The 21,813-nt window shown below is 71.6% G+C and carries 20 protein-coding genes; 11 read left to right on the top strand and 9 right to left on the bottom strand.

Annotation, left to right across the window (positions count from 1 at the left end):
- Positions 1-45 precede the first annotated feature (45 nt).
- From FB453_RS09925 to FB453_RS09900, 6 genes are all read right to left on the bottom strand, one after another.
- A complete protein-coding gene (locus FB453_RS09925) occupies positions 46-1,605 on the bottom strand; it encodes a sensor histidine kinase (protein ID WP_145789329.1) in 1,560 nt (519 codons plus the stop codon).
- The gene (locus FB453_RS09920; RefSeq protein WP_030336721.1) at positions 1,602-2,303 is read right to left on the bottom strand and encodes a response regulator transcription factor; all 702 of its coding nucleotides are present in this window, start codon (positions 2,301-2,303) and stop codon (positions 1,602-1,604) included. The genes FB453_RS09925 and FB453_RS09920 overlap by 4 nt, the downstream gene beginning before the upstream one ends.
- A gap of 86 nt (positions 2,304-2,389) precedes the next feature.
- Entirely contained in the window at positions 2,390-3,001 is a 612-nt protein-coding gene (locus FB453_RS09915) for a PadR family transcriptional regulator (RefSeq protein ID WP_145789327.1), read from the bottom strand.
- Positions 2,998-3,822, bottom strand: a complete 825-nt coding sequence (locus FB453_RS09910; protein WP_145789325.1) for a DUF4097 family beta strand repeat-containing protein — start codon at positions 3,820-3,822, stop codon at positions 2,998-3,000. The genes FB453_RS09915 and FB453_RS09910 overlap by 4 nt, the downstream gene beginning before the upstream one ends.
- 122 nt (positions 3,823-3,944) lie before the next feature.
- A complete protein-coding gene (locus FB453_RS09905; protein WP_145789323.1) occupies positions 3,945-4,883 on the bottom strand; it encodes a lysophospholipid acyltransferase family protein in 939 nt (312 codons plus the stop codon).
- Positions 4,880-5,653, bottom strand: a complete 774-nt coding sequence (locus FB453_RS09900) for a GNAT family N-acyltransferase (RefSeq protein WP_145789321.1) — start codon at positions 5,651-5,653, stop codon at positions 4,880-4,882. Before FB453_RS09900 ends, FB453_RS09905 begins: the two co-directional genes overlap by 4 nt.
- Positions 5,654-5,812: 159 nt before the next feature.
- Here FB453_RS09900 and FB453_RS09895 point away from each other — a divergent pair, with 159 nt between their 5' ends.
- The 7 genes from FB453_RS09895 (at position 5,813) to FB453_RS09865 (ending at position 16,127) form a co-directional block, all read left to right on the top strand.
- Positions 5,813-6,460 (top strand): hypothetical protein, encoded by a 648-nt coding sequence (locus FB453_RS09895; protein ID WP_145789319.1) that lies wholly within the window; start codon positions 5,813-5,815, stop codon positions 6,458-6,460.
- Between the two features lie 142 nt (positions 6,461-6,602).
- Positions 6,603-7,538 (top strand): ABC transporter ATP-binding protein, encoded by a 936-nt coding sequence (locus FB453_RS09890; protein ID WP_112737578.1) that lies wholly within the window; start codon positions 6,603-6,605, stop codon positions 7,536-7,538.
- Positions 7,535-8,347: an ABC transporter permease gene (locus tag FB453_RS09885; RefSeq protein WP_145789317.1), complete on the top strand. Its 813-nt coding sequence runs from the start codon at positions 7,535-7,537 to the stop codon at positions 8,345-8,347. The genes FB453_RS09890 and FB453_RS09885 overlap by 4 nt, the downstream gene beginning before the upstream one ends.
- 284 nt (positions 8,348-8,631) lie before the next feature.
- Positions 8,632-12,384 carry a multifunctional oxoglutarate decarboxylase/oxoglutarate dehydrogenase thiamine pyrophosphate-binding subunit/dihydrolipoyllysine-residue succinyltransferase subunit gene (locus tag FB453_RS09880; protein WP_145789315.1) on the top strand — a complete coding sequence of 1,251 codons (3,753 nt, stop codon included), beginning with the start codon at positions 8,632-8,634 and terminating at the stop codon, positions 12,382-12,384.
- Between the two features lie 148 nt (positions 12,385-12,532).
- Positions 12,533-12,718, top strand: a complete 186-nt coding sequence (locus tag FB453_RS09875) for a DUF6104 family protein (protein WP_030490374.1) — start codon at positions 12,533-12,535, stop codon at positions 12,716-12,718.
- A 218-nt stretch (positions 12,719-12,936) separates the two neighbouring features.
- On the top strand, positions 12,937-15,006 hold the full coding sequence (gene pta / locus FB453_RS09870) for a phosphate acetyltransferase (protein WP_145789312.1): 2,070 nt from the start codon (positions 12,937-12,939) through the stop codon (positions 15,004-15,006).
- On the top strand, positions 15,003-16,127 hold the full coding sequence (locus FB453_RS09865; protein WP_145789309.1) for an acetate kinase: 1,125 nt from the start codon (positions 15,003-15,005) through the stop codon (positions 16,125-16,127). The genes pta and FB453_RS09865 overlap by 4 nt, the downstream gene beginning before the upstream one ends.
- Before the next feature lie 107 nt (positions 16,128-16,234).
- Here the strand turns inward: FB453_RS09865 and FB453_RS34135 are convergent, their stop codons facing one another.
- Positions 16,235-16,408 carry a hypothetical protein gene (locus FB453_RS34135; RefSeq protein WP_167362491.1) on the bottom strand — a complete coding sequence of 58 codons (174 nt, stop codon included), beginning with the start codon at positions 16,406-16,408 and terminating at the stop codon, positions 16,235-16,237.
- A gap of 157 nt (positions 16,409-16,565) precedes the next feature.
- Between FB453_RS34135 and FB453_RS09860 the strand changes: the two genes are divergently transcribed.
- Together FB453_RS09860 and FB453_RS09855 are read left to right on the top strand one after the other, a co-directional pair.
- The gene (locus FB453_RS09860; RefSeq protein WP_145789307.1) at positions 16,566-17,462 is read left to right on the top strand and encodes an alpha/beta hydrolase; all 897 of its coding nucleotides are present in this window, start codon (positions 16,566-16,568) and stop codon (positions 17,460-17,462) included.
- A gap of 27 nt (positions 17,463-17,489) precedes the next feature.
- Positions 17,490-18,035 carry a nucleotidyltransferase domain-containing protein gene (locus FB453_RS09855; RefSeq protein ID WP_145789305.1) on the top strand — a complete coding sequence of 182 codons (546 nt, stop codon included), beginning with the start codon at positions 17,490-17,492 and terminating at the stop codon, positions 18,033-18,035.
- Here FB453_RS09855 and FB453_RS09850 read toward each other — a convergent pair.
- Positions 17,917-18,378, bottom strand: a complete 462-nt coding sequence (locus FB453_RS09850) for a MerR family transcriptional regulator (RefSeq protein ID WP_112583656.1) — start codon at positions 18,376-18,378, stop codon at positions 17,917-17,919. The two genes, FB453_RS09855 and FB453_RS09850, sit on opposite strands and share 119 nt — an antisense overlap.
- Positions 18,379-18,474: 96 nt before the next feature.
- On the opposite strand from FB453_RS09850, the gene FB453_RS09845 reads away from it, so the two are divergent.
- Together FB453_RS09845 and FB453_RS09840 are read left to right on the top strand one after the other, a co-directional pair.
- Entirely contained in the window at positions 18,475-19,524 is a 1,050-nt protein-coding gene (locus FB453_RS09845) for an aldo/keto reductase (RefSeq protein ID WP_145789302.1), read from the top strand.
- 91 nt (positions 19,525-19,615) lie between these two features.
- Positions 19,616-20,581 carry an alpha/beta hydrolase family protein gene (locus FB453_RS09840; RefSeq protein WP_112583658.1) on the top strand — a complete coding sequence of 322 codons (966 nt, stop codon included), beginning with the start codon at positions 19,616-19,618 and terminating at the stop codon, positions 20,579-20,581.
- A gap of 187 nt (positions 20,582-20,768) precedes the next feature.
- On the opposite strand, the gene FB453_RS09835 is transcribed toward FB453_RS09840, so the two are convergent.
- Positions 20,769-21,731, bottom strand: a complete 963-nt coding sequence (locus FB453_RS09835) for a zinc-binding dehydrogenase (RefSeq protein ID WP_112583659.1) — start codon at positions 21,729-21,731, stop codon at positions 20,769-20,771.
- Positions 21,732-21,813 lie beyond the last annotated feature (82 nt).

Genomic DNA, 21,813 nt, shown 5'->3' with positions numbered 1-21,813 from the left:
CGGCACTGCAATCAACCTGGAACCGTCCTGGAAGTTGGCTGAAAGTCACTCGCCCGCTCCGTCGACCTGCGGCAGCAGCGGCAGCCGAACCCGGAAGGTGGCCCCGCCGCCGGGCGTCTCGGCCACCTCGACCGAGCCGTGGTGGGCGGCGACCAGCGCCGCCACGATGGCCAGGCCGAGGCCGGTGCCGGTGTTTCCGTCAGCCCGTCGGGTACGGGCCGCGTCGGCCCGGTAGAACCGCTCGAAAACGCGTTCCGCCTGCGCGGCCGAGAGGCCGGGGCCGGTGTCGGCCACCTCCACGACGGCGAAACCACCCGGTTCGGCGCGCAGCCGTACCCGAACTTCGGCCTCTGGTGGGGTGTGAGTGAGCGCGTTGGTGACCAGGTTGCCGATCACCTGCCGCAGCCGCGCGTCGTCGGCGGAGACGACGAGTGGGCCGGATTCGGGCGCGATCTCCAGCTCGATCCGCCGGTCCGGTGCCATTGCCCGCGCCGCCTGCACCGCGTCGGAGGCGAGCACCGGCAGCTCCACCGGGGTCAGCGAGAGCGGCCGTTCCATGTCCAACCGGGCAAGCAGCAGCAGGTCCTCCACCAGCAGCCCCATCCGGGCGGCCTCGTCCTCGATCCGGCGCAACAGGCCGGCGGTCTGCTCCGGCGCACTTGCCGCACCCTGCCGGTACAGCTCGGCGAAGCCACGAATGGTGGTGAGCGGAGTCCGCAGCTCGTGCGAGGCGTCGGCGACGAACTGCCGCATCCGCTCCTCGGAGCGGATGGCCCGCGCCTCGGACGCCTGAGCGGCGGCGGCGGCATCCCGGGCGGCGCTCTCCGCCCACCGGGCCGAGGTCTCCGACGCGGCTCGGGCGGTGAACGCCGCCTCGATCTGGGTGAGCATCGCGTTCAGCGCACGGGAGAGCCGGCCCAGCTCCGAGGTCGGCTCGGCCTGGCCCTCCTCCGGGTCGGGCACCCGGCGGGTCAGGTCACCGCCGGCGATCGCGGCGGCGGTCTGTTCGATCTCGACGAGGGGCTTGAGGCTGGTCCGGACGATCGCCGCGCCGACCGAGGCCAGCATGATCAGCACTGCGCCACCGACCAGGAGGTCTATCCAGACGAGCTGCTTCACCGCCCGGTCCACCTCGGTCAGCGGCTGACCCACGGCCAGCACCGAGCCGTCCGGTTGAGCCGCGTAGTAGACCCGCCACCGGGTGAGTCGATCGTGTGAGACGACAGTGTGTGGCTCGCCCTCCGCCGCCTCGAAGTCCTTACGGCTGGCAGGAAACGTGGGCAGCTGCTCAGGGTTGAAGTTGCGCTTGTCGTACTGGGGGTCGTACACCCGCCGCTCGTCGGCCACGATCACGACGTAGTCGCTGGGCAGCACCGCGCCGACCTCACCGCTGCGCAGCTTCAGAAGAAGCACCTGGCCGAGGCCCTGGGCGGTCGACCGGACCTGCCCGTCGACCTGGCCCTCGAGGTAGTTGCGAAGGAAGTACGCGGTCAGCGAGCTGATCACCAGAAGCGCGACGGCGACCAGCGCGAGCACCGAGGTGACCAGCTTCACCCGCAACGGAACGCTGCGGACCCGCCCTTTCGCCTGCTGGACCGCGTTCACGCCGCCGGCTTGCGCAGGACGTAGCCGACGCCGCGAAGAGTGTGGATCAGCCGGGGTTGGGTGGTGTCGACCTTGCGCCGCAGGTACGAGATGTAGGACTCGACGATGTTGTCGTCGCCCCGGAAGTCGTAGTTCCAGACGTGGTCGAGGATCTGCGCCTTGGACAGCACCCGGTTGGCGTTGAGCATCAGGTACCGCAGCAGCTTGAACTCGGTCGGCGAGAGCTGCACCCGCTGGCCGGCACGGTGCACCTCGTGGGTCTCCTCGTCCAACTCCAGGTCGGCGAAGGTGAGCCGGGACGGGGCCTGCTCGCCGGTAGTGGTGCGGCGCAGCACGGCGCGGATCCGGGCGGTCAGCTCCTCCAGGCTGAACGGCTTCGTGACGTAGTCGTCGCCGCCCAGGGTCAGCCCGCGGATCTTGTCGTCGGTGGCGTCCCGGGCGGTCAGGAACACCACCGGGGTACGCGTGCCGCCCTCGCGGAGCATCCGGATGACCTCGAAGCCGTCCAGGTCGGGGAGCATCACGTCGAGCACCACCAGGTCGGGCCGGTGGTCCTTGGCGGCGTTGAGCGCCGCGCTTCCACTTGTCGCGGTGGCCACGTCGAAGCCCGCGAACCGCAGGCTCGCGGAGAGCAGTTCGAGGATGTTGGGGTCGTCCTCGACGACGAGCAGTCGCGCCTCGGTCTGGGTAGCGGGCATGCGCCCATCATCGGTGACTTCACTGCGCCAGCGCTGGACGCTTCCTGGAAAAAGGCTGTGAGTCGCCGGCCGTCCGGCGACGCCGGTCAGCGCAGCAGGCGACGCAGCCCGTCGAGGGCGCCGTCGAGCAGCCGGATCGCGGTGCGCAACTGGGTGTCGCTGAACTGTCGGGCGCGCATCAGCCGGCCCACCTCGGCGGTGAACGCGGCCAGCCGCTGGTCCAACTCGTCGAGCAGCTCGGCCTGCGGCCCTCCGGTCGCCGCCGGGCGGGGCGGCGGCGCGGGCGCCTCCCACCGGGCCCGCCGGGTCTGCCGGGTGGCCTCGCTCAGCTCCCGCTTGAGGTCGCGTGCCGACCCGCGTACCTCGCTGCGGATCTCGCCGGCCAGGCTGGAGAGGTCCGCCACGGAGGCCGCGATGTCCGTTTCCAACGCGGTCAACTCGCCGGCCCGCTGGCGCAGCTCCGCCCGACCGGCATCGGTGATGTCGTACGTCTTGCGGCCGCCGGCCGCGGTGTGGCTGACCAGACCCTCGACCTCCAGCCGTTGCAGGCGGGGGTAGATGGTGCCGGCGCTGGGCGCGTACAGCCCGAGGAAGCGGTCCTCCAGCAGGCGGATCAGCTCGTAGCCGTGCTTCGGGCCGTCGTCGAGGAGCTTGAGCAGGTAGAGCCGGAGCCGCCCGTGGCTGAACACGGCGGTCACGGCAGCTCCTCTGCATCGTCGTCGACGGCTCGGGCGAGCAGGGCGATGCTCCCCGAGGTCGCGGAAGCCCAGAGCTTACCGTCGCCGGCGCCGAGCACCCCCTCGCTGCTGGGCAGTGGGAACGTCGAGGTGCGCAGCTGCGGAAAGCCGCTGGTGATCCGGCCGGAGGCGGTGTTCAGCTGGACGGCGAGGTCGCTGTCCGCGCGGACCCGGACGGTGATGCTGCCCGAGATGGTGGTCAACCGGATCTCGCTGCGCCGGGGGTTGTCCAAATCGCAGGTAATCGCGCCCGAGACGGTCTGTGCCCGCACCCGGTCGGCGGCGCTGTCGGCGAGGATCACCTCCCCGGAGACCGTCTCCACTGTGAGGTCGCCGCGGACGCCGAGCGCCTCCACCGGCCCCGAGGTGAGCTTCGCGGAGGTGCTGCCGCGCAGCCCCATCAGGGTGATCTGGCCGGCGACGACATTGGCGGTGGTCTGCCGGCGCAGGCCGGAGGCGACCAGCGAGCCCGCGACCAGGCCCAGATCGGCGAGGACGTCGGCGGGCACTGCGATGGAGACGTCCACCCGGGGATAGCGGTGGATCATCCGGAACCAGCGCAGGACGTCCGACCAGCCCCGACCGCGCTCCTGACGGATGCTGAGCCGACCGTCGGTGTGGTCGATCAGGACCGGCCGGCGGCCGACCTGGGTCACGTCGATCCGGGTCGGCCCGTCGGTGGCGACCACGTTGAGCCGCCCACTGATCAGTCGAACGTCCAGGCGGACGACCGGAGCGTCCAGTGTGAGCCGTTGTGGGCTCTCGACCGTCCATCCGGCCATGGCGTCCCCCTCTCGACGACGCGCGGGAGGCACGCCGAACAGGAGGAGACTGTAACGCGATACATCGCGACACCACAAGGCAGGTCGTGAGTTGGTCGCCGGCTCGGCTCGGCGTGCTCCCCTCAGGCCGCCAGGTCCAGCTCCCGATCGGCAAGTGGAGCCGGCACGGGAACGGCCTTGGTCACCGTCGGCACCGACAGCAGCCGGGCCCGCGCCACGGCACCCGCCGTCGGCACCAGGTGTACGGCCGACTCGGCGGCTCGGGCCAGCAACCGCCGGTCGGCGTCACGGGCCGGATGCAGCGCAGCGGCGATCGTCACCGATACCACCAGCTCCCGCGCCGCGACCACCCGCGCCACCGAACGCAACAGGGTGTCCGCACCGAGGAAGGCGGCTGCCGTGGTGGTCGACCCAGTGGTCGCACAGCTGTAGGTGATCCGCAGCGGAACCACCGGGCTGCCCGTGTCGATGGCCGCCTGGAACGTCGCGGGCCGGAACCCACCGCCGGGGCGGCAGTCGGTGGCACCGTTCCCGGCACACCACGTCGTACCCTCCGGAAAGATCGCCACCGACCGCCCGGCGCGCAGCGCGTCGGCGACCCGGGCGACGGCCCTCGGCAGCGCCAACGGCCGGGCGCGGTCCACGAAGACAGTGCCCGCCGCCGCAGCCAGCAGACCGACCACCGGCCAGGAGCGGATCTCCCGTTTCGCCACCATCCGGGTGGGCGCGACCGCCAGCACCGCGAGGATGTCCAGCCAGGAGACATGGTTCGCGACCAGCAGCGCGCGCCGCCGGGGCAACCGACCCCGGACCAGGAGGCGGACGCCGAAGGCGCGCGCGGTGGCCCGCGCCCAGCCGCTGACCAGCGCCTGCCGTTCCCGAGTGGGAAGCACAGGCAGAAGCGCCACCACCGGGACCCCGGCCAGCAGCATGCCGAGCGCGGCGACCAGCCGGAGCACCCGGCGGGCCACCGGCACCGTCGGCACCTCGCCGGTCGCCGGCAGGCAGTTGTCGTCGCAGCCCGAATAGGGCCGCCACAGGTCGCGCGGCACGGCGGTCACCGCTGCTCACCGCCGAGGAAATGCCGCAGGTAGCGCGGGTTCATCCGGTCCAGGGAGAAGAGGACGTAGAAGTCCGCGCACCCGAAGTCGCTGTCGTACGACGGCTCGCCGCAGATCCACGCGCCGAGCCGGAGGTAACCACGCAACAACGGTGGAACCGCCACCCGACCGGCCGGGGCGGCGGCGACCGGGCCGGCGGCAGCCGCCTCGGTGAACCAGGGCCGCAACGGGCGGACCCGCAGCGGCGGCGGCGACAGGTGCCGGGCCCGAGCCTGGGTCCAGACCTCGGCCACCGTCCGCCCGCCGTCAGCCACCGGCACCGACGCGCAGCCGCCGAGCCAGCGGGAGCCGCGCAGGTGCAGGTACCGGATGATGCCGGCCCACATCAGGTTGATCACCGCGCCGGAGCGGTGGTCCGGGTGCACGCAGGACCGACCCGCCTCGACCAGGTCGTCGCGGAGCGGGTCGAGCGGCCTCAGGTCGAACTCGTCCTCGGCGTAGCGCCGGGTGGTGCGCCCCGGCGGCAGCAGCCGGTACGTGCCGACCACCTCGCCGGTGCTGTCCTCGCGGACGATCAGGTGGTCGCAGTACGCGTCGAAGGGGTCCACGTCCAACCCGGCCTCACCGGGAAGGAGGGTGGCGCCGAGCTCGGTGGCGAACACCTCGTGGCGCAGGCGTTGCGCGGCCGCGACCTGGGTGGGGTCGTCGGCGATCAGCAGGGTGTATCCGCTGGTCTTCAGGGGTGCGCCAGCGGCATGCAGAACGGCCATGGGATCTGTGTAGGTGCCCGGGTTGCCATCCACGGGGACCACCGGTGTCGATCGGATGAACGCCGGCAGGCGAGACCGCTAGCGACGCCCGACGCGGACCGTGCGAGGCTGCCGGACCAGGCCGGCGACGGCGCCGACACGCACCACCGGAGGTCGACGATGCGCATCGAAACCCGCTACAACGGGCCCGCCGGTTCCGGCAACGGCGGCTGGAGCGCGGGGACCTTCGCCGCCGAGGCGGGCGGCAGCGGGCCGGTCGAGGTGACACTGCGTCGGCCACCACCGCTGGAGACCGAGCTGACGCTGGTAGACGGCGAGGTCCGGGACCCGGCCGGCGAACTGGTGGCCGAGGTGCGCCCGGCCGGGGTGATCGATGCCGTCGTACCCCCGGTCGACCTGGAGACGGCGGTGGCCGCCGCGACCCGCTACCCCGGCCTGGTCGAGCATCCGTTCCCCAGCTGTTACGTCTGCGGGCCGCAGCGGGCCGACGGGCTGCGGATCTTCCCCGGCCAGCTGCCCGACGGCCGGACCGCCGCGCCGTTCCGCGCGCCCACTCAGGTCAGCGCGGCCACGATCTGGGCCGCGCTGGACTGCCCCGGCGGTTGGGCGGTGCTCGCGCCGGGCCGCCCGTACCTGCTGGGTCGGATCGCCGCAGTGGTCGCGGCGCTGCCCGGGCCGGGCGACGAGTGCGTGGTGACCGGGGAGTTGCTGCGCGTCGATGGGCGCAAGGCGCTCGTGCACACCAGCCTGTACGGCCCGGACGGGTCGTTGCTCGGCGCGGCGGGGGCAACCTGGATCGCCCGCTGACCCCCTGCCGTAGTCCGCAGGGATGAGTCGCGTCCGCCCCGCGACGGAGGCAAACGTACCGACCGCGCCTGATTGACCTTGTTGCCACGGGCCGTCACGCTGTGCCACGGCGTACCTCGACGCCACACACGGGAGGAGAACGATGACTGACGGGCAGCGAAGCCCCACCAGCGACGGTCAGATCGTGGTGTCCGGTCTGACGAAGCAGTACAAGAACGTCCGGGCGGTGAACAACCTGTCCTTCACAGTGGCGCCGGGACGGGTGACCGGCTTCCTCGGCCCGAACGGCGCAGGCAAGACCACCACGCTGCGCATGCTGCTGAATCTGGTCACGCCGACCGCCGGCACGGCCACCATCAGCGGCCAGCGGTACGCCGACCTCGCCAACCCGCTGCGGCAGGTCGGCGCGGTGCTGGAGGCGTCCAGCGCGCACAAGGGCCGCACCGGCATCAACCACCTCCGGGTCATCTGCGCGGCGGCCGGGCTGCCCAAGCAGCGGGCCGACGAGGCGCTGGCCCTGGTCGGGCTGACCCCGGCGGCGAAGCGCAAGTTCAAGGGTTACTCGCTGGGCATGAAGCAGCGGCTCGGCATCGCCGCCGCGATGCTCGGTGACCCCCGTGTGCTGATCCTCGACGAGCCGGCCAACGGGCTGGACCCGGAGGGCATCCGGTGGATGCGTGGGTTCCTCAAGAACCTCGCCCACGAGGGTCGTACGGTGCTGGTCTCCAGCCACCTGCTGTCGGAGATGCAGCTGCTCGCCGACGACGTGGTGATCATCGCGGCCGGGCAGTTGGTCCGGCAGGGTCCGGTCGACCAGGTGCTCGGGTCGATGGCCCAGGGCGCCCGCGTCCGGGTCCGCACCCCGCAGGCCGAGGCGTTGACCGCCGCCCTCAAGGCGCAGTCGGCGACCATCGAGACCGACGAGCAGGGTGTGCTGCTGGTCGGCGGGGTGGACGCCCCGACGATCGGCCGGTCCGCCCTCGCGGCCGGGGTCGAGCTGCACGAACTGACCACCGAACGGCCCGATCTGGAACGGGTCTTCCTGGAGCTGACGGCCGGAAAGGCGGGCATCCGATGAACCTGGTCCGATCCGAGCTACTCAAGATCCGTACCACCAGCACCTGGTGGTGGCTGGCCCTCGGCGCGTTCCTCTCGATCGCCCTGGCGTTCGCGATCAACGCGTGGTTGGCCGTCACGACGCTCGGCGGCGACGCCGAAGAGATCGGCGTCAGCGCCGAGCAGGCGACCGCGCCGGCGCAGGCGGCGAACCTCTACACCTCGGGCCAGTACCTCGGGCTGATGTTCGTGATGCTCATCGGCATCCTGATGGTCACCAACGAGTTCTTCCACCAGACCGCGACCACGACGTTCCTGACGACTCCCCGGCGAACGTCGGTCATCGTCAGCAAGCTCGTCGCGGCCAGCCTGCTCGGCTTCATGTTCTGGCTGGCGACCACGCTCATCGACCTGGCCGCCGGCGCGATCTTCCTGTCCGCGAACGACTACGGCACTCAGCTCGGTGAGTGGCCGGTGCAGCGGGCGCTGTTGTTCAACCTGCTGGCCTACGCCATCTGGACGATCCTCGGGGTGGGCATCGGCACGCTGATCACCAACCAGCTCGGTGCGGTGATCACGGCGGCGGTGCTCTATCTGATCGGCACCCAGGTCGTGGGTCTGCTGTTCCTGCTCCTGTCGAACGTGCTCGACAGCCAGGCGGTGCTCAAGTGGCAGGTGGTCTGGCCCGCTGTGGCGTCCCAGGTCATGATCACGGAGGGCACCTCGGAGTTCACACCGTCCTGGTGGGTCGGGGCCCTGGTGCTGATCGGCTACGCGCTGGTCAGCGGAATCGCCGGAATCCTGCTCACCCGGCGGCGCGACATCGCCTGATGGCGTCCGCGACCCCGGGGCGACGACAAGCTGGCCGCCCCGGGGTCGGGCGTCACCCTCGGCGACCGGCCGTGCGAGGGTCGGGTGTTACCAGTTCGACACGGTGCGCGCAGGCGTTGCTGAACTTCTGGCATCTTCTGTGAAACCGGCCACGGGACCGAGGCGGAAATGCCTGCGGGATCGGTACGGCGTAGCCTGGGAGCCGTCTAGTCCGTGCTCCTAATCGGGCGCGACGGACCCACCGCGTGCCACACAAACCCGCGTGAAAGAGGCGATTACCGGCCGTGTCGACCCAGCAGACTTCGCAGGAGAACCCACTGGCGGGTTTCGGCCCGAATGAGTGGATCGTCGAGGAGATGTACCAGCGCTACCTCGCCGACCCATCGAGCGTCGATTCGGCCTGGCACGACTTCTTCGCCGACTACCGACCGGCACCGGGCGCGGGCACTCCGCGCGGCGCCGAATCGTCGGACAAGCCGGCCGCCGCCCCGGAGCCGGACGGTCAGCCGGAGGCAGCCGCCACCGTCGCCCAGCCGAGCGCCCCGGCCAAGCCGGCGACCGCTAGCAAGCCGGCCGCCGCCCCGCCGGCGCCGGCCAGGCCCGCCGGTCCGGCCACGAAGGCCGCGCCGGAGAAGACCGCTCCGGCCAAGCCGGCCGCCAAGGCCGCCGCGCCGAGCGCCGACGGCCCGCAGACCACGCCGTTGCGGGGCGTCGCGGCGAAGATCGTCCAGAACATGGACGCCTCGCTGAGCGTGCCCACCGCGACCAGCGTGCGCGCGGTCCCGGCCAAGCTGCTGGTGGACAACCGCATCGTGATCAACAACCACCTCGCCCGTGGGCGGGGCGGCAAGGTCAGCTTCACCCACCTGGTCGGCTACGCGATGGTGCGCGCGCTGGTCCAGCACCCCGAGATGAACAACTCCTTCGCCGAGGCCAACGGCAAGCCGGCGGTGCTCCGCCCGGCACACGTCAACCTCGGCATCGCGATCGACCTCGCCAAGCCGGACGGCAGCCGCAACCTGGTGGTCCCCTCCATCAAGGGCTGCGAGACGATGGACTTCCGGCAGTTCTGGCAGGCGTACGAGGACGTGGTCCGACGGGCGCGGCGCAACGAGCTGACCATGGAGGACTACTCCGGCACCACGATCTCGCTGACCAACCCGGGCGGCATCGGCACCGTGCACTCGATGCCGCGGCTCATGCAGGGGCAGAGCGCGATCATCGGCGTCGGCGCGATGGAGTACCCGGCCCCCTACCAGGGGATGTCCGAGGCCACCCTGGCCGAGCTGGCGGTCAGCAAGATCATCACGCTGACCAGCACCTACGACCACCGGATCATCCAGGGCGCGCAGTCGGGCGAGTTCCTCAAGGTGATGCACGAGCTGATCCTGGGCGAGCACGGCTTCTACGACCAGATCTTCACCGCGCTGCGCATCCCGTACGAGCCGGTGCGCTGGATGCGCGATGTCGCTGTCAACTCCGAGGGTCAGATCAACAAGACCGCCCGGGTGCACGAGCTGATCCACGCGTACCGGGTGCGCGGTCACCTGATGGCCGACACCGACCCGCTGGAATTCAAGATCCGCAAGCACCCCGACCTGGACGTCCTCCAGCACGGGCTCACCCTGTGGGACCTGGACCGCGAGTTCCCGGTCAACGGCTTCGCCGGCCGGCAGCGAATGAAGCTGCGCGAGATCCTCGGCGTGCTGCGCGACTCGTACTGCCGCCGCGTCGGCATCGAGTACATGCACATCCAGGACCCGGAGGAGCGGCGCTGGGTCCAGGAACGGATCGAGCGCAAGTACGAGAAGCCGTCCGCCGACGAGCAGAAGCACGTGCTCAACCGGCTCAACGCCGCCGAGGCGTTCGAGACCTTCCTGCAGACGAAGTACGTCGGCCAGAAGCGCTTCTCGCTGGAGGGCGGCGAGTCGCTGATCCCGCTGCTCGGCGAGGTGCTGGAGTCCTCCGCCGAGAACGGGCTGGACGAGGTCGTCATCGGCATGGCCCACCGGGGTCGGCTCAACGTGCTGGCGAACATCGTCGGCAAGCCGTACGAGAAGATCTTCTCGGAGTTCGAGGGTCACCTGGACCCGCGCTCGACGCAGGGCTCCGGCGACGTGAAGTACCACCTGGGTCAGAACGGCAAGTTCACCACCCCCGACGGCGAGCACGCGGTCAAGGTGTCGGTGGTGGCCAACCCGTCGCACCTGGAGGCCGTCGACCCGGTGCTGGAGGGCATCGTCCGGGCCAAGCAGGACCGGATCGACCTCAAGCTGGAGGGCTACACCGTGCTGCCGCTGGCGGTGCACGGTGACGCCGCGTTCGCCGGGCAGGGCGTGGTCGCCGAGACGCTCAACCTGTCGCAGCTGCGCGGCTACCGCACCGGCGGCACCGTGCACGTGGTGGTGAACAACCAGGTCGGCTTCACCACCGCGCCGGAGTACAGCCGGTCCAGCCTCTACAGCACCGACGTGGCCCGGATGATCCAGGCGCCGATCTTCCACGTCAACGGCGACGACCCGGAGGCCGTGGTCCGGGTGGCCCGGCTGGCGTTCGAATACCGGCAGACGTTCAACAAGGACGTCGTGATCGACATGGTCTGCTACCGCCGGCGCGGGCACAACGAGGGCGACGACCCGTCGATGTCCAACCCCCAGATGTACAAGATCATTGACTCGAAGCGCTCGGTCCGCAAGCTCTACACCGAGGAGCTGATCGGTCGCGGTGACATCACCGTGGAGGACGCGGAGGAGCTGCTGCGCGACTACCAGGCGCAGCTGGAGAAGGTCTTCAAGGCCACCCGGGACGCCGCCTCGGCACCGCGCCAGCTCAACCGGCCGCGCCGCGAGGAGGAGCCGGAGCCGCAGGTCGACACCGCTACCGACGCGTCAGTGGTCAAGGCCATCGGCGAGGCGCACATCAACCTGCCGGAGGGCTTCACCCCGCACAAGCGGATCCAGCAGCTGCTGGACCGGCGGGCCAAGATGTCCGTCGAGGGCAACATCGACTGGGGCTTCGGCGAGATCATCGCGCTCGGGGCGTTGCTGCACGACGGGGTCACCGTCCGGCTCGCCGGGCAGGACTCTCGTCGCGGCACGTTCGTCCAGCGGCACGCCTCGGTGGTCGACTCCCGCACCGGCGACGACTACCTGCCGCTGAAGTCGCTCACCGGCGACGGCGACCGCTCCCGGTTCTTCGTGCACGACTCGCTGCTCAGCGAGTACGCGGCGATGGGCTTCGAGTACGGCTACTCGGTGGAGAACATCAACGCCCTCGTCGCCTGGGAGGCCCAGTTCGGCGACTTCGTCAACGGCGCCCAGTCGGTGATCGACGAGTTCATCTCGTCCGGTGAGGTGAAGTGGGGCCAGCGCTCCGCCATCACCCTGCTGCTGCCGCACGGCCACGAGGGTCAGGGCCCGGACCACACCTCCGGTCGGCCGGAGCGGTTCCTGCAGATGTGCGCCGAGGACAACATGCGGGTGTCCATCCCGACGACCCCGGCGAACTACTTCCACCTGCTGCGCCGCCAGGCCCTGTCGTCCAAGCGCAAGCCGCTGGTGGTGTTCACACCGAAGTCGCTGCTGCGGCACAAGCTCTGCGTCTCGTCGGTGGAGGACTTCACCACCGGCACCTTCCAGCCGGTGCTGCGCGACACGGCCGCCCCGGCGCCGGAGGCGGTGAAGCGGGTGCTGCTCTGCTCCGGCAAGGTCTACTACGACCTGTTCCAGGCCCGGCAGGAGCGCGGCGTCACCGACACCGCGATCCTCCGGCTGGAGCAGCTGTACCCGCTGCCGGTGGAGGAGATCCGGGCCGCCCTCGCGCAGTTCCCGAACGCCGAGGACTTCGCCTGGGTGCAGGAGGAGCCGGCCAACCAGGGTGGCTGGTCATTCGTCGCGCTCAACCTGCTGGAGCACCTCACGGACGTTCGGCTGCGGCGGATCTCCCGCCCGGCCGCGGCCGCCCCGGCGGTCGGCTCGGCCAAGACCCACGAGGTCGAGCAGAACGCGCTGATCGAGGCGGCTCTCCCCCGCCCGTGACCTGACCTGAGCACGGAAACCGGGGCAGGGCCGTTTCACCACGGTCCTGCCCCGGCTCTCGTAGGTCCGCTGGTCCACCCACCGGCCGGTTGACCATCCACCCACCACCCGCCCGGCCCGAGCCGGGCCGAGCACGAGGACGTACCCCATGTACTTCACCGACCGTGGCATCGAGGAGCTGGTCGAGCGCCGGGGCGAGGAGCAGGTGACCCTGGAGTGGCTCGGCGAGCGCCTGCGCGACTTCGTCGACCTCAACCCCGACTTCGAAACCCCCATCGAGCGCCTGGCCACCTACCTGGCCCGCCTAGACGATCCCGACGACGAAGACGCCTAACCCCCTACCCCCCCACCCCCACCCCCACCCCCACCCCCACCCCTACCCCACCCCCGCGCGTTGATCATGAAGTTGTCCGCGCGTGTCGTCGGCGTGTCGGGCGATAACTCCATGATCACCGGGGTGGGGGTCGGGGCCGCAGGACCGCGGGGGCCGGGGCCGGGGGGCAGGGTCGGACGGCCCGGGTGGGGGGCCTCGCGATCTTCTAGGGTGGGTACGTGGCTCGCAGCGTGTATCTGACCAGCGTCGGTTCGGGCGGAGGCAAGTCGACGATCGCCCTCGGGCTCGCCGAGTTGCTGTCCCGCCAGGTCGGGCGGATCGGCGTGTTCCGGCCGTTGGTGGCTGACACCGGCCAGGACCCGATCCTCGCCCTGCTGAGCGAGCGTTACCGGGTCGAGGTGCCGCTGTCCGAACTGGCCGGGGCGAGCTACGCCGAGGCTTCGGCGCTGGTCGCCGACGGCCGACGGGAGCAGCTCATCTCCGCCATCGTCGGGCGCTACCGGGCGGTGGAGCGGCAGTGCCCGGCGGTGGTCGTGGTGGGCAGTGACTTCGAGGAGCCGGGCGACCCGGCCCACCCCCGGGAACTTGCCTTCAACGCCCGGCTGGCCACCGAGTTCGGCAGCGTGGTGGTGCCGGTGGTGGACGGCTTCGGGCAGGAGCCGGCGGCGGTCGCGTCGGCGATGCGGGGGGCGTACCACGATCTGGCCGACCTCGGCGCGACGGTGCTCGCGGTGATCGCCAACCGGGTGACCGAGCCGATGACGCTGCCCGACCTGCCGGTCCCCGCGTACGCCATCCCGGAGGTGCCGAGCGTGTCCGCGCCGACGGTGGCCGAGGTGGCGGCGGCGCTCGGCGCCACCCTGCTGGCCGGGGACGACGCCGCGCTCGGTCGCGACGTGCTGGACTTCGTGGTTGGCGCGGCGCACGTGCCGACTCTGCTGGGCCACCTCACCGAGGGCGCCCTGGTGATCACCCCTGGGGACCGGGCCGACCTGCTCGTCGCCGCGAGCGCCGCGCACGTGGCCGGGCAGGTGTCGGTGGCCGGGCTGGTGCTCACCCTCGGCGAGCAGCCCGACCCCAGGGTGATGCGGCTGGTGGAGGGCCTCAACACCGGGTTGGCGGTGCTCTCCGTGCGTCTCGACAGCTACGACACGGTGGCCGCGTCCAGTCGCATCGAGGGCCGGCCCAGCGCGTCCAATCCCCGCAAGGTGGAGGCCGCGCTCGGCGCGTTCGAGCGCTGTGTGGACACCGACGACCTGGCCCGTCGGCTGCGGGTCAGCCGGTCGGCGCGCGTCACCCCACTGATGTTCGAGAACGAGCTGATCGACCGTGCCCGCTCGAAGCCCCGGCACCTGGTGTTGCCGGAGGGCACCGACGAGCGGATCCTGCGCGCGGCGGAGATCCTGCTACGGCGTGGAGTGGCCGAGCTGACGGTGCTCGGCCGGCCGGACGACATCGCCCGGCGCACCCGGGAGCTGGGCATCGACCTCGGCGACATGCGGGTGGTCGACCCGGGCACCAGCGAGTGGCGCGACGACTTCGCCGCCGAGTACGCCAGGCTGCGCGCCCACCGGGGCGTCACCGCCGAGTTGGCGCACGACATCGTTGCGCAGCCCAACTACTTCGGCACGCTGATGGTGGCCACCGGCCGAGCCGACGGCATGGTCTCCGGCGCCACGCACACCACCGCCGCGACCATCCGGCCGGCGTTCGAGATCATCCGTACGCTGCCGGACGTCTCGGTGGCCTCCAGCGTCTTCTTCATGCTGCTCGCCGACCGGGTGCTGGTCTACGGCGACTGCGCGGTCAACCGCGACCCGGACGCGGCCCAGCTCGCCGACATCGCGATCTCGTCGGCCGACACCGCCGCCCGGTTCGGCATCGAACCCCGGGTGGCCATGCTGTCGTACTCGACCGGCAGCTCCGGCGCGGGCGCCGACGTGGAGAAGGTCGCCGCGGCCAGCGCGCTGGTCCGGGAGCGCCGGCCCGACCTGCTTGTCGAGGGGCCCATCCAGTACGACGCGGCGATCGACCCGGCGGTGGCGGCCACGAAGCTGCCCGACAGCCCCGTCGCCGGGCACGCCACGGTCTTCATCTTCCCGGACCTGAACACCGGCAACAACACGTACAAGGCGGTGCAGCGCTCCGCCGGGGCGGTCGCCGTCGGCCCGGTCATGCAGGGCCTGCGGCGGCCGGTGAACGACCTGTCGCGGGGCGCCACGGTGCCGGACATCGTCAACACGGTGGCGATCACCGCCATCCAGGCGGCCACCGAGGAGGCGTCGTGAGTCAGGTGCTGGTGCTCAACTGCGGGTCGTCGTCGGTGAAGTGGCGCCGCTACGACGGTGACCGGGCACTCGACCACGGCACCGTCGAGCGGATCGGTGAGCCCGGTGGCGGCCCGGCGGACCACACCGAGGCGGTCCGGCAGATCCTGGACGGGCTCGACCTGACCGGGCTGGCGGCGGTCGGACACCGGGTGGTGCACGGTGGCCGGACGTTCAGCGCACCGGTACTGGTCGACGACGCGGTGCTGGCCGCGATCAAGGATCTGGTGCCGCTCGCCCCACTGCACAACCCGGCCAACCTGGCCGGCATCGAGGTGGCCCGCGCGGCGCTGCCGGACGTCCCGCAGGTCGCCGTCTTCGACACCGCGTTCCACCACACCCTGCCGGAGGCCGCCGCGACGTACGCGATCGACCGGGACACCGCCGAGCGGTACGACATCCGCCGGTACGGCTTTCACGGCACCTCACACGCGTACGTGTCCCGGCGCACCGCCGAGCTGCTGGGCCGCCCGTACGAACAGGTCAACACGATCACCCTGCACCTGGGCAACGGGGCCAGCGCCTGCGCGGTGGCGAACGGTCGCAGCGTCGCCACCTCGATGGGCATGTCCCCGTTGCAGGGGCTGGTGATGGGCACCCGCAGCGGCGACGTGGACCCGACCGTGATCTTCCACCTGCGCCGCGAGGGCGGGCTGTCGGTGGACGACATCGACGACCTGCTCAACCACCGCAGTGGCCTGCTCGGGCTGACCGGGGTCAACGACATGCGCGAGGTGCTCGAACGCCGGGCCGCCGGTGACCGGGCGGCGGCACTGGCCTTCGACGTGTACTGCCGGCGGATCACCGAGTACGTCGGGGCGTACTACGCGCTGCTCGGCCGGGTCGACGCGATCACCTTCACCGCCGGGGTCGGCGAGCACGCCGCGCCGGTGCGGGCCGCCGCGCTGGCCGGGCTGGGCCGGCTCGGCATCGCCGTGGACGAAGCCCGCAACAACGGCGAGGGCGACCGGATGATCTCCCCCGATGGCGCCGAGGTGAGCGTCTGCGTCATCCGCACCGACGAGGAGCGGGAAATCGCCAGGCAGACCCGGGACGTGGTCGCGGCGGCCCGACGCCACTGAGGCGCGCACCCCCGGGAGGCCCGAGGGTGCGCGCGAGTCGGTGAAGCCCGTTCAGTACGGCCGCAGCCAGGCGACCTGACCGGTGCGGCGCCAGCCAGGCGACTCGGTCAGCCGGTCGCCAGCCAGGCGACGAGTGCCACCAGCACCACGACGACCACTGCCGCACCGATGATGAGCGGCAGGCGGGACGGGGCTTCCGTCGGCGCCGCAGTCTCCGGCGTCTGGTTGAAGGCGCGGAACGCCTCGGTGTTGCCGCTGGGGTCCGTGTAGTTCTCAGGCATGCCGGTGACCCTAGCGAAGCTAATCACGCGGCACCGTCCCCGGCCGGCGGCGTCCCAGGGGTGGACCCGGCCGGCGGAGGTGACCCGACCGGGTGGCGGATGCACCCGAGCCGGACGGCGGGGCCGCTACGCCCGCCCGGGCACCTACCGTGGAACGATGGGGGCGGGCCGGCTGATGGCCGTACTGGTGACAGCGCTGCTTGCCGGTTGTGCGCCGGCCACGGCCACGGCCGGCGGAGCCACCGGGCCGGTGTCGGCGCGTCGGGCGCCCGAGGGGTCGTACGCCGTCGGCGTGCGTACGCTCACCCTCGATCCGCGCTCGGCGCGCCCCCTGCCGGTGACGATCTGGTACCCGGCGTCGACCGATCAGGTGGCGGCCGGACGGTTCCCGGTGGTGATCTACAGCCACGGGCTGGGCAGCCTGCCCGAGCTGCACGCCGGCCTAACCACCCGCTGGGCGGGGGCCGGTTTCGTGGTGGCCGCACCGGCGTACCCGCACACCCGGCAGGGTGCCGCGAACTTCACCCGGGCCGACGTACGCCACCAGCCGGCCGACGCCTGGCGACTGATCCGATTTCTGGGCGACCTCGACCGGAGCCCTGTCGATCCCCTCGCCGGGCACCTCGACCTGACCTCGGTCGCCGCCGCCGGCCACTCGGCGGGCGGCTTCACCACCTCCGGCATGTTCAGCGAGGGCCACCCGGCCCGGCTACGCGCCGGCATCGTGATCGCCGGCGGTGGGCTGCCGGGCAGCTTCGCCGGGCCGGCCGCGCCGGTGCTCTTCGTGCACGGCACGGCCGACCCGGTGGTGCCGGTGACGGTCGGCCGGGCCGCGTACGCGCGCACCCCCGGGCCGGCCGCGTTCCTCAGCCTGCTCGGCCAGGACCACGGCGCGTACCTCACACCGGGCCATCCGGGCTTCGCCCCGGTCCTCGCCACCACCACCGACTTCCTGCGCTGGACCCTCTACGGTGACCGGGCCGCCGGTGCCCGCCTCCCGGCCGACGCCCACTCCCCCACAGTGACCCGTTACGAGTCCCGCCCGTCCCACTGATCCGGCCGACACCGGTACGGTCTTGCGGTGGACGAGCTTGCGCGCCGGCAGTTGGCGAGCATCGCCGAGGTGCTCGCGGTGGCAGGGGCGGTCGGCGTCCCGGTGTGGTTGCGCGGCGGCTGGGCGATGGACTTCCAGCTCGGTACGGTGACCCGCCCGCACCTCGACGTCGACTGGTACTGCTGGCGCGACGACGCGGACCGGCTGGCTGACCTGCTGCTGGCCCGGGGCTGGCTTCCCGATTCGCGAATGCCGGTGGAGTCGCAGCTCGACCTCTTCGCCGCCGACGTGGAGGTCAGCTTCGCGTACCTGGGTCGCGACGCCGCCGGCCGACCGACGGTCGGTGCCGGATCCTGGGCCGGCACCCCGCTGCCGGCCGGGATGCTGGACGCCCCACCCGGCCGGATCGGCCCGCTCACCGCGCCGACCATCTCGGTGGCGGCCCAGATCGAGTTCAAGCAGATGTACCCGGTCTGGATGCCGGAACGTCCCCGCCGCCCGAAGGACGCCGACGACCTGGCCCGGCTGCGCGCCGGTCCTGCTCAAGCAGATCCTCGTAGAGCCCGACCTTGAAGGTGATCAGATCCAGGCTCTGGGTGAGCCTGTCGATCTGGGAGGTGACGCGACCGTGGTGCTCACGCAGGAGCGCGAGCCGTTCCTCCTCGTTGCCGGTGCCTTCCCGGACGAGGTCGGTGTACCGGCGGAGCGCGGGCAGGGGCATGCCGGAGGCGCGGAGGATGATGCAGACGGTCAGCCAGTCCACGTCGTCCTGGGTGTAGCTGCGACGCCCGCCCGGCCCCCGGCGTACGGGACTGACGAAGAGGCCCTCCTGCTCGTAGAAGCGGAGGGTGTGCACGCTCAAGCCGGTGCGTTCGGCGATCTGCCCGATGCTCAGACTCGCGGTGACCTCAGCCATGCCGAGCAGGGTAACGAGGGGTTGACCTAGAGCCGACTCAAGCTCCTAGGGTGCGTGCCAGCTGATCATTACTGAATCACCCAAGGGAGCATCGGCATGCGCTATCGCACGCTCGGCGGCACCGGCATCGAGGTCAGCACCCACTGCCTCGGGACCATGATGTTCGGTGCCGTCGGCAACCCCGACCACGACGACTGCGTCCGCATCATCCACACCGCCCTCGACCAGGGCATCAACGTCGTCGACACCGCCGACATGTACGGCCGGGGTGAGTCCGAGGAGATCGTGGGCAAGGCGCTGCGGGGGCGCCGGGACGACGTCGTGCTGGCCACCAAGGTGCACTTTCCGATGGGCGAGGGGCCCAATCAGGGTGGCAACTCGCGGCGGTGGATCCTCAAGGCCGTCGAGGGCAGCCTGCGACGGTTGAACACCGACTGGATCGACCTCTACCAGATCCACCGTCCCGACCCCTCGACCGACATCGAGGAGACCCTCTCGGTGCTCACCGACCTCGTCCGCGACGGAAAGATCCGCGCCTTCGGCTGCTCGACCTTTCCGGCCGAGGAGATCGTCGAGGCGCACCAGGTGTCCGAGCGTCGTGGCCTCGGACGCCTGCGCACCGAGCAGCCGCCGTACTCGATCCTGGCCCGCGGCGTCGAGGCGTCGACCCTCCCGGTCTGCCAGCGCTACGGCATGGGGGTGCTGGTCTGGAGCCCGCTCGCCTTCGGGTTCCTCAGCGGCAAGTACCGCAGGGACCGGCCCATCGACCTGTCGACCGGGCGGGCCGTGCTCCGGCCGGCGCAGTTCGACCCCACGATCGCCGAGAACGCCGCCAAGCTCGACATCGTGGAACAGCTCGTCGACCTCGCGGCGAGCATCGGCTGCACGCTCCCGCAGCTCGCCATCGCCTTCACCGTGGCCCATCCGGCCGTCAGCTCGGCGATCATCGGACCGCGAACCATGCCGCAACTGGAGGACCTACTCAAGGGCGCCACGCTCACCCTGGACGACGCGACCCTCGACCGGATCGACGAGATCGTTCCGCCCGGAACGAACCGGTACAACCCCAACGCCGCCTTTCCTCTGCGCGCGCTGACCGACACCGCACGACGGCGACGCCCGCTCGCCGAACGTGCTGCGGCCTGATACCGGCCGCCGGGCAGCGCTAGGTGAGTCGACGGGCACACCGCGTCGAAGTCCACCGGGCACGTCAGCGGGGCAGGGCACAATTGGATTCATGCCACGTCGCGTCACCCCCGCCCTGCTGGCCAGCGCCGTGCTCATGGCCGGTCTGGTCGGCTGCTCGGCGGACGCCAGAAAGACCGAGGGCCAGCAGGCGCCCGTCGAACCACCACCCGCAGCCACACCGACACCGCAGGTGCCCGCCGGCAAGGCCCCGCAGCGCGCCTTCGCGGTCGGCGTACGCCAGCTCAAGCTGAACCGGGACGGCCGCGCGCTGCCGACGACGCTCTGGTACCCGGCGGCCGGGCAGTCCGGCGGCGCGGCCAAGCGGTCGGCGACCGCGGCGGAGGGCCGGTTTCCGGTGGTGATGTTCAGTCACGGCCTGGGTGGGCGGCCGGACGACTACGCCACGCTGCTGACCCGCTGGGCGGCGGCGGGTTTCGTGGTGGCCGCGCCGACGTTCCCGCACACCTCGCGGGGCGCTGACAACAACGTCCTCGACGTGCTCAACCAGCCCGCCGACGTGTCGTACGCGTTGGACCAGGTGCTGGCGTTGAACGGCAAGGCCGACGACGCGTTGCGCGGCCGGTTGGACGGCGAGCGGGTGGCTGCGGCCGGCCACTCGGCGGGCGGGGTGACCACCATCGGCCTGTTCACCGCGAGCCGGGACGAGCGGCTGGACGCGGGTGTGGTGTTCGCGGGCACGGCGCTCGGCGTGGGCACCGCGTTCGCCGGCGCTGCCGCACCGCAACTGTTCGTGCACGGCGAGTTGGACGAGGTGGTCGAGTACGCGGCGGGCAGGGCCGCGTACGACAAGGTGCCCTGGCCGAAGGCGATGCTGAGCCTGCCCAAGGGCGACCACGGGCGGGCGCTGCTCAGCGACGGCGCGACGCTGCGGGTCGTCTCGGACACGTCTGTCGAGTTCCTGCGCTGGTCGCTCTACGGCGACGCGGACGCCAGGAAGCGCATCCCCACCGACGCGACGCGCGGCGACATCGCCACCTTTGACGACCACCTCTGAGGCCCGCCCGCGCCGTGCGCCATAGCCGCTCCGGCCGCCACAAGATCGTGCAGTAACCAGGAAATAGTGGCCTCCCACGACGCGGAGGCCACTATTTCCATGATGTTGCGCGATCTTGCGGCGGGGCCAGGCCGCGCCAGGTCAGGCAAGGCCGGGCGGCAGCAGCGCGGCGGCGATGCGGTGCGCGTCAGGCGGTGTGGTCGATGACGACCTTGCCGAAGGCGTCGCCGGAGTGCAGTCGGGCGAAGGCGTCCTCGACCCGGCTGAACGGGATCACGCTGTCCACCACCGGGCGCACCTCGTTGTCGGAGCAGAACGCCAGCAGCTCGTACAGCTCGCCGGGCGTGCCCATCGAGGTGCCCAGGATCTCCAGCTGCATGGCGAAGACCCGGCGCAGGTTGACCGACGGCTCGTGCCCGGCGGTCGCGCCGGAGACCACGATCCGGGCCATCGGCGCGGCTGACTTCAGTGAGTGGTCGAAGGTGGCCGCGCCGACCGTCTCGATCACCACGTCCACCCGCTCCGGCAGCCGGGCACCGGGCTCCACGGCGATGGCGCCGAGGGCCGAGATCCGGTCCCGCTTTACGGCGTCGCGGCTGGTCGCGTACACCCGCTTGCCCATCGCGACGGCGAGCGCGACGGCCGCGGTGGCCACGCCACCGCCCGCGCCCTGGACCAGCACGCTGTCGGCGTCCGCGACGCGGCCCTTGGTGGTCAACATCCGCCACGCGGTCAGCCAGGCCGTGGGCAGGCACGCCGCGTCGGTCGCCGCCATGCCGTCGGGCAGCGGGATCAGATTCGAGCGGGGTACGGCCACCCGCTCGGCGAGCGTCCCGGCAAAGTGCTCGGAGAGGATGGACACCCCGCGCGGGTCACCCGGCGTGACGACCACCGGGTACACGACCACCGGGCGCCCCTCCGGGTCCAGCCCGACCGCGTCGCAGCCGAGGATCATCGGCAGCTGGGCCTCGGTGAGACCCACCCCGCGCAGCGACCAGAGGTCGTGGTGGTTGAGCGAGGTGGCCCGCAACTGCACGGTCACCCAGTCGTCGGCCGGAGGGGTCGGCTCGGGCCGCTCGCCGACGGTGAGCGCGGCGAGCGGATCGGCGTCGTCGAAACGGGAGGCAAAGGCAGCACGCATGATCGGCACGGTAACAAGCTGAGGGCTCGTTAAGAAGCCTGCGCGCAGGCCGGCGGCGCATGCTGCGCCGGAGCGCCCCCGGCCCACGCGT

The sequence above is a fragment of the Micromonospora sp. CNZ322 genome (genome assembly GCF_007827755.1).
The sequence above is the reverse complement of the archived record's forward strand: the minus strand, read 5'-3'. Positions and strand labels throughout refer to the sequence as shown.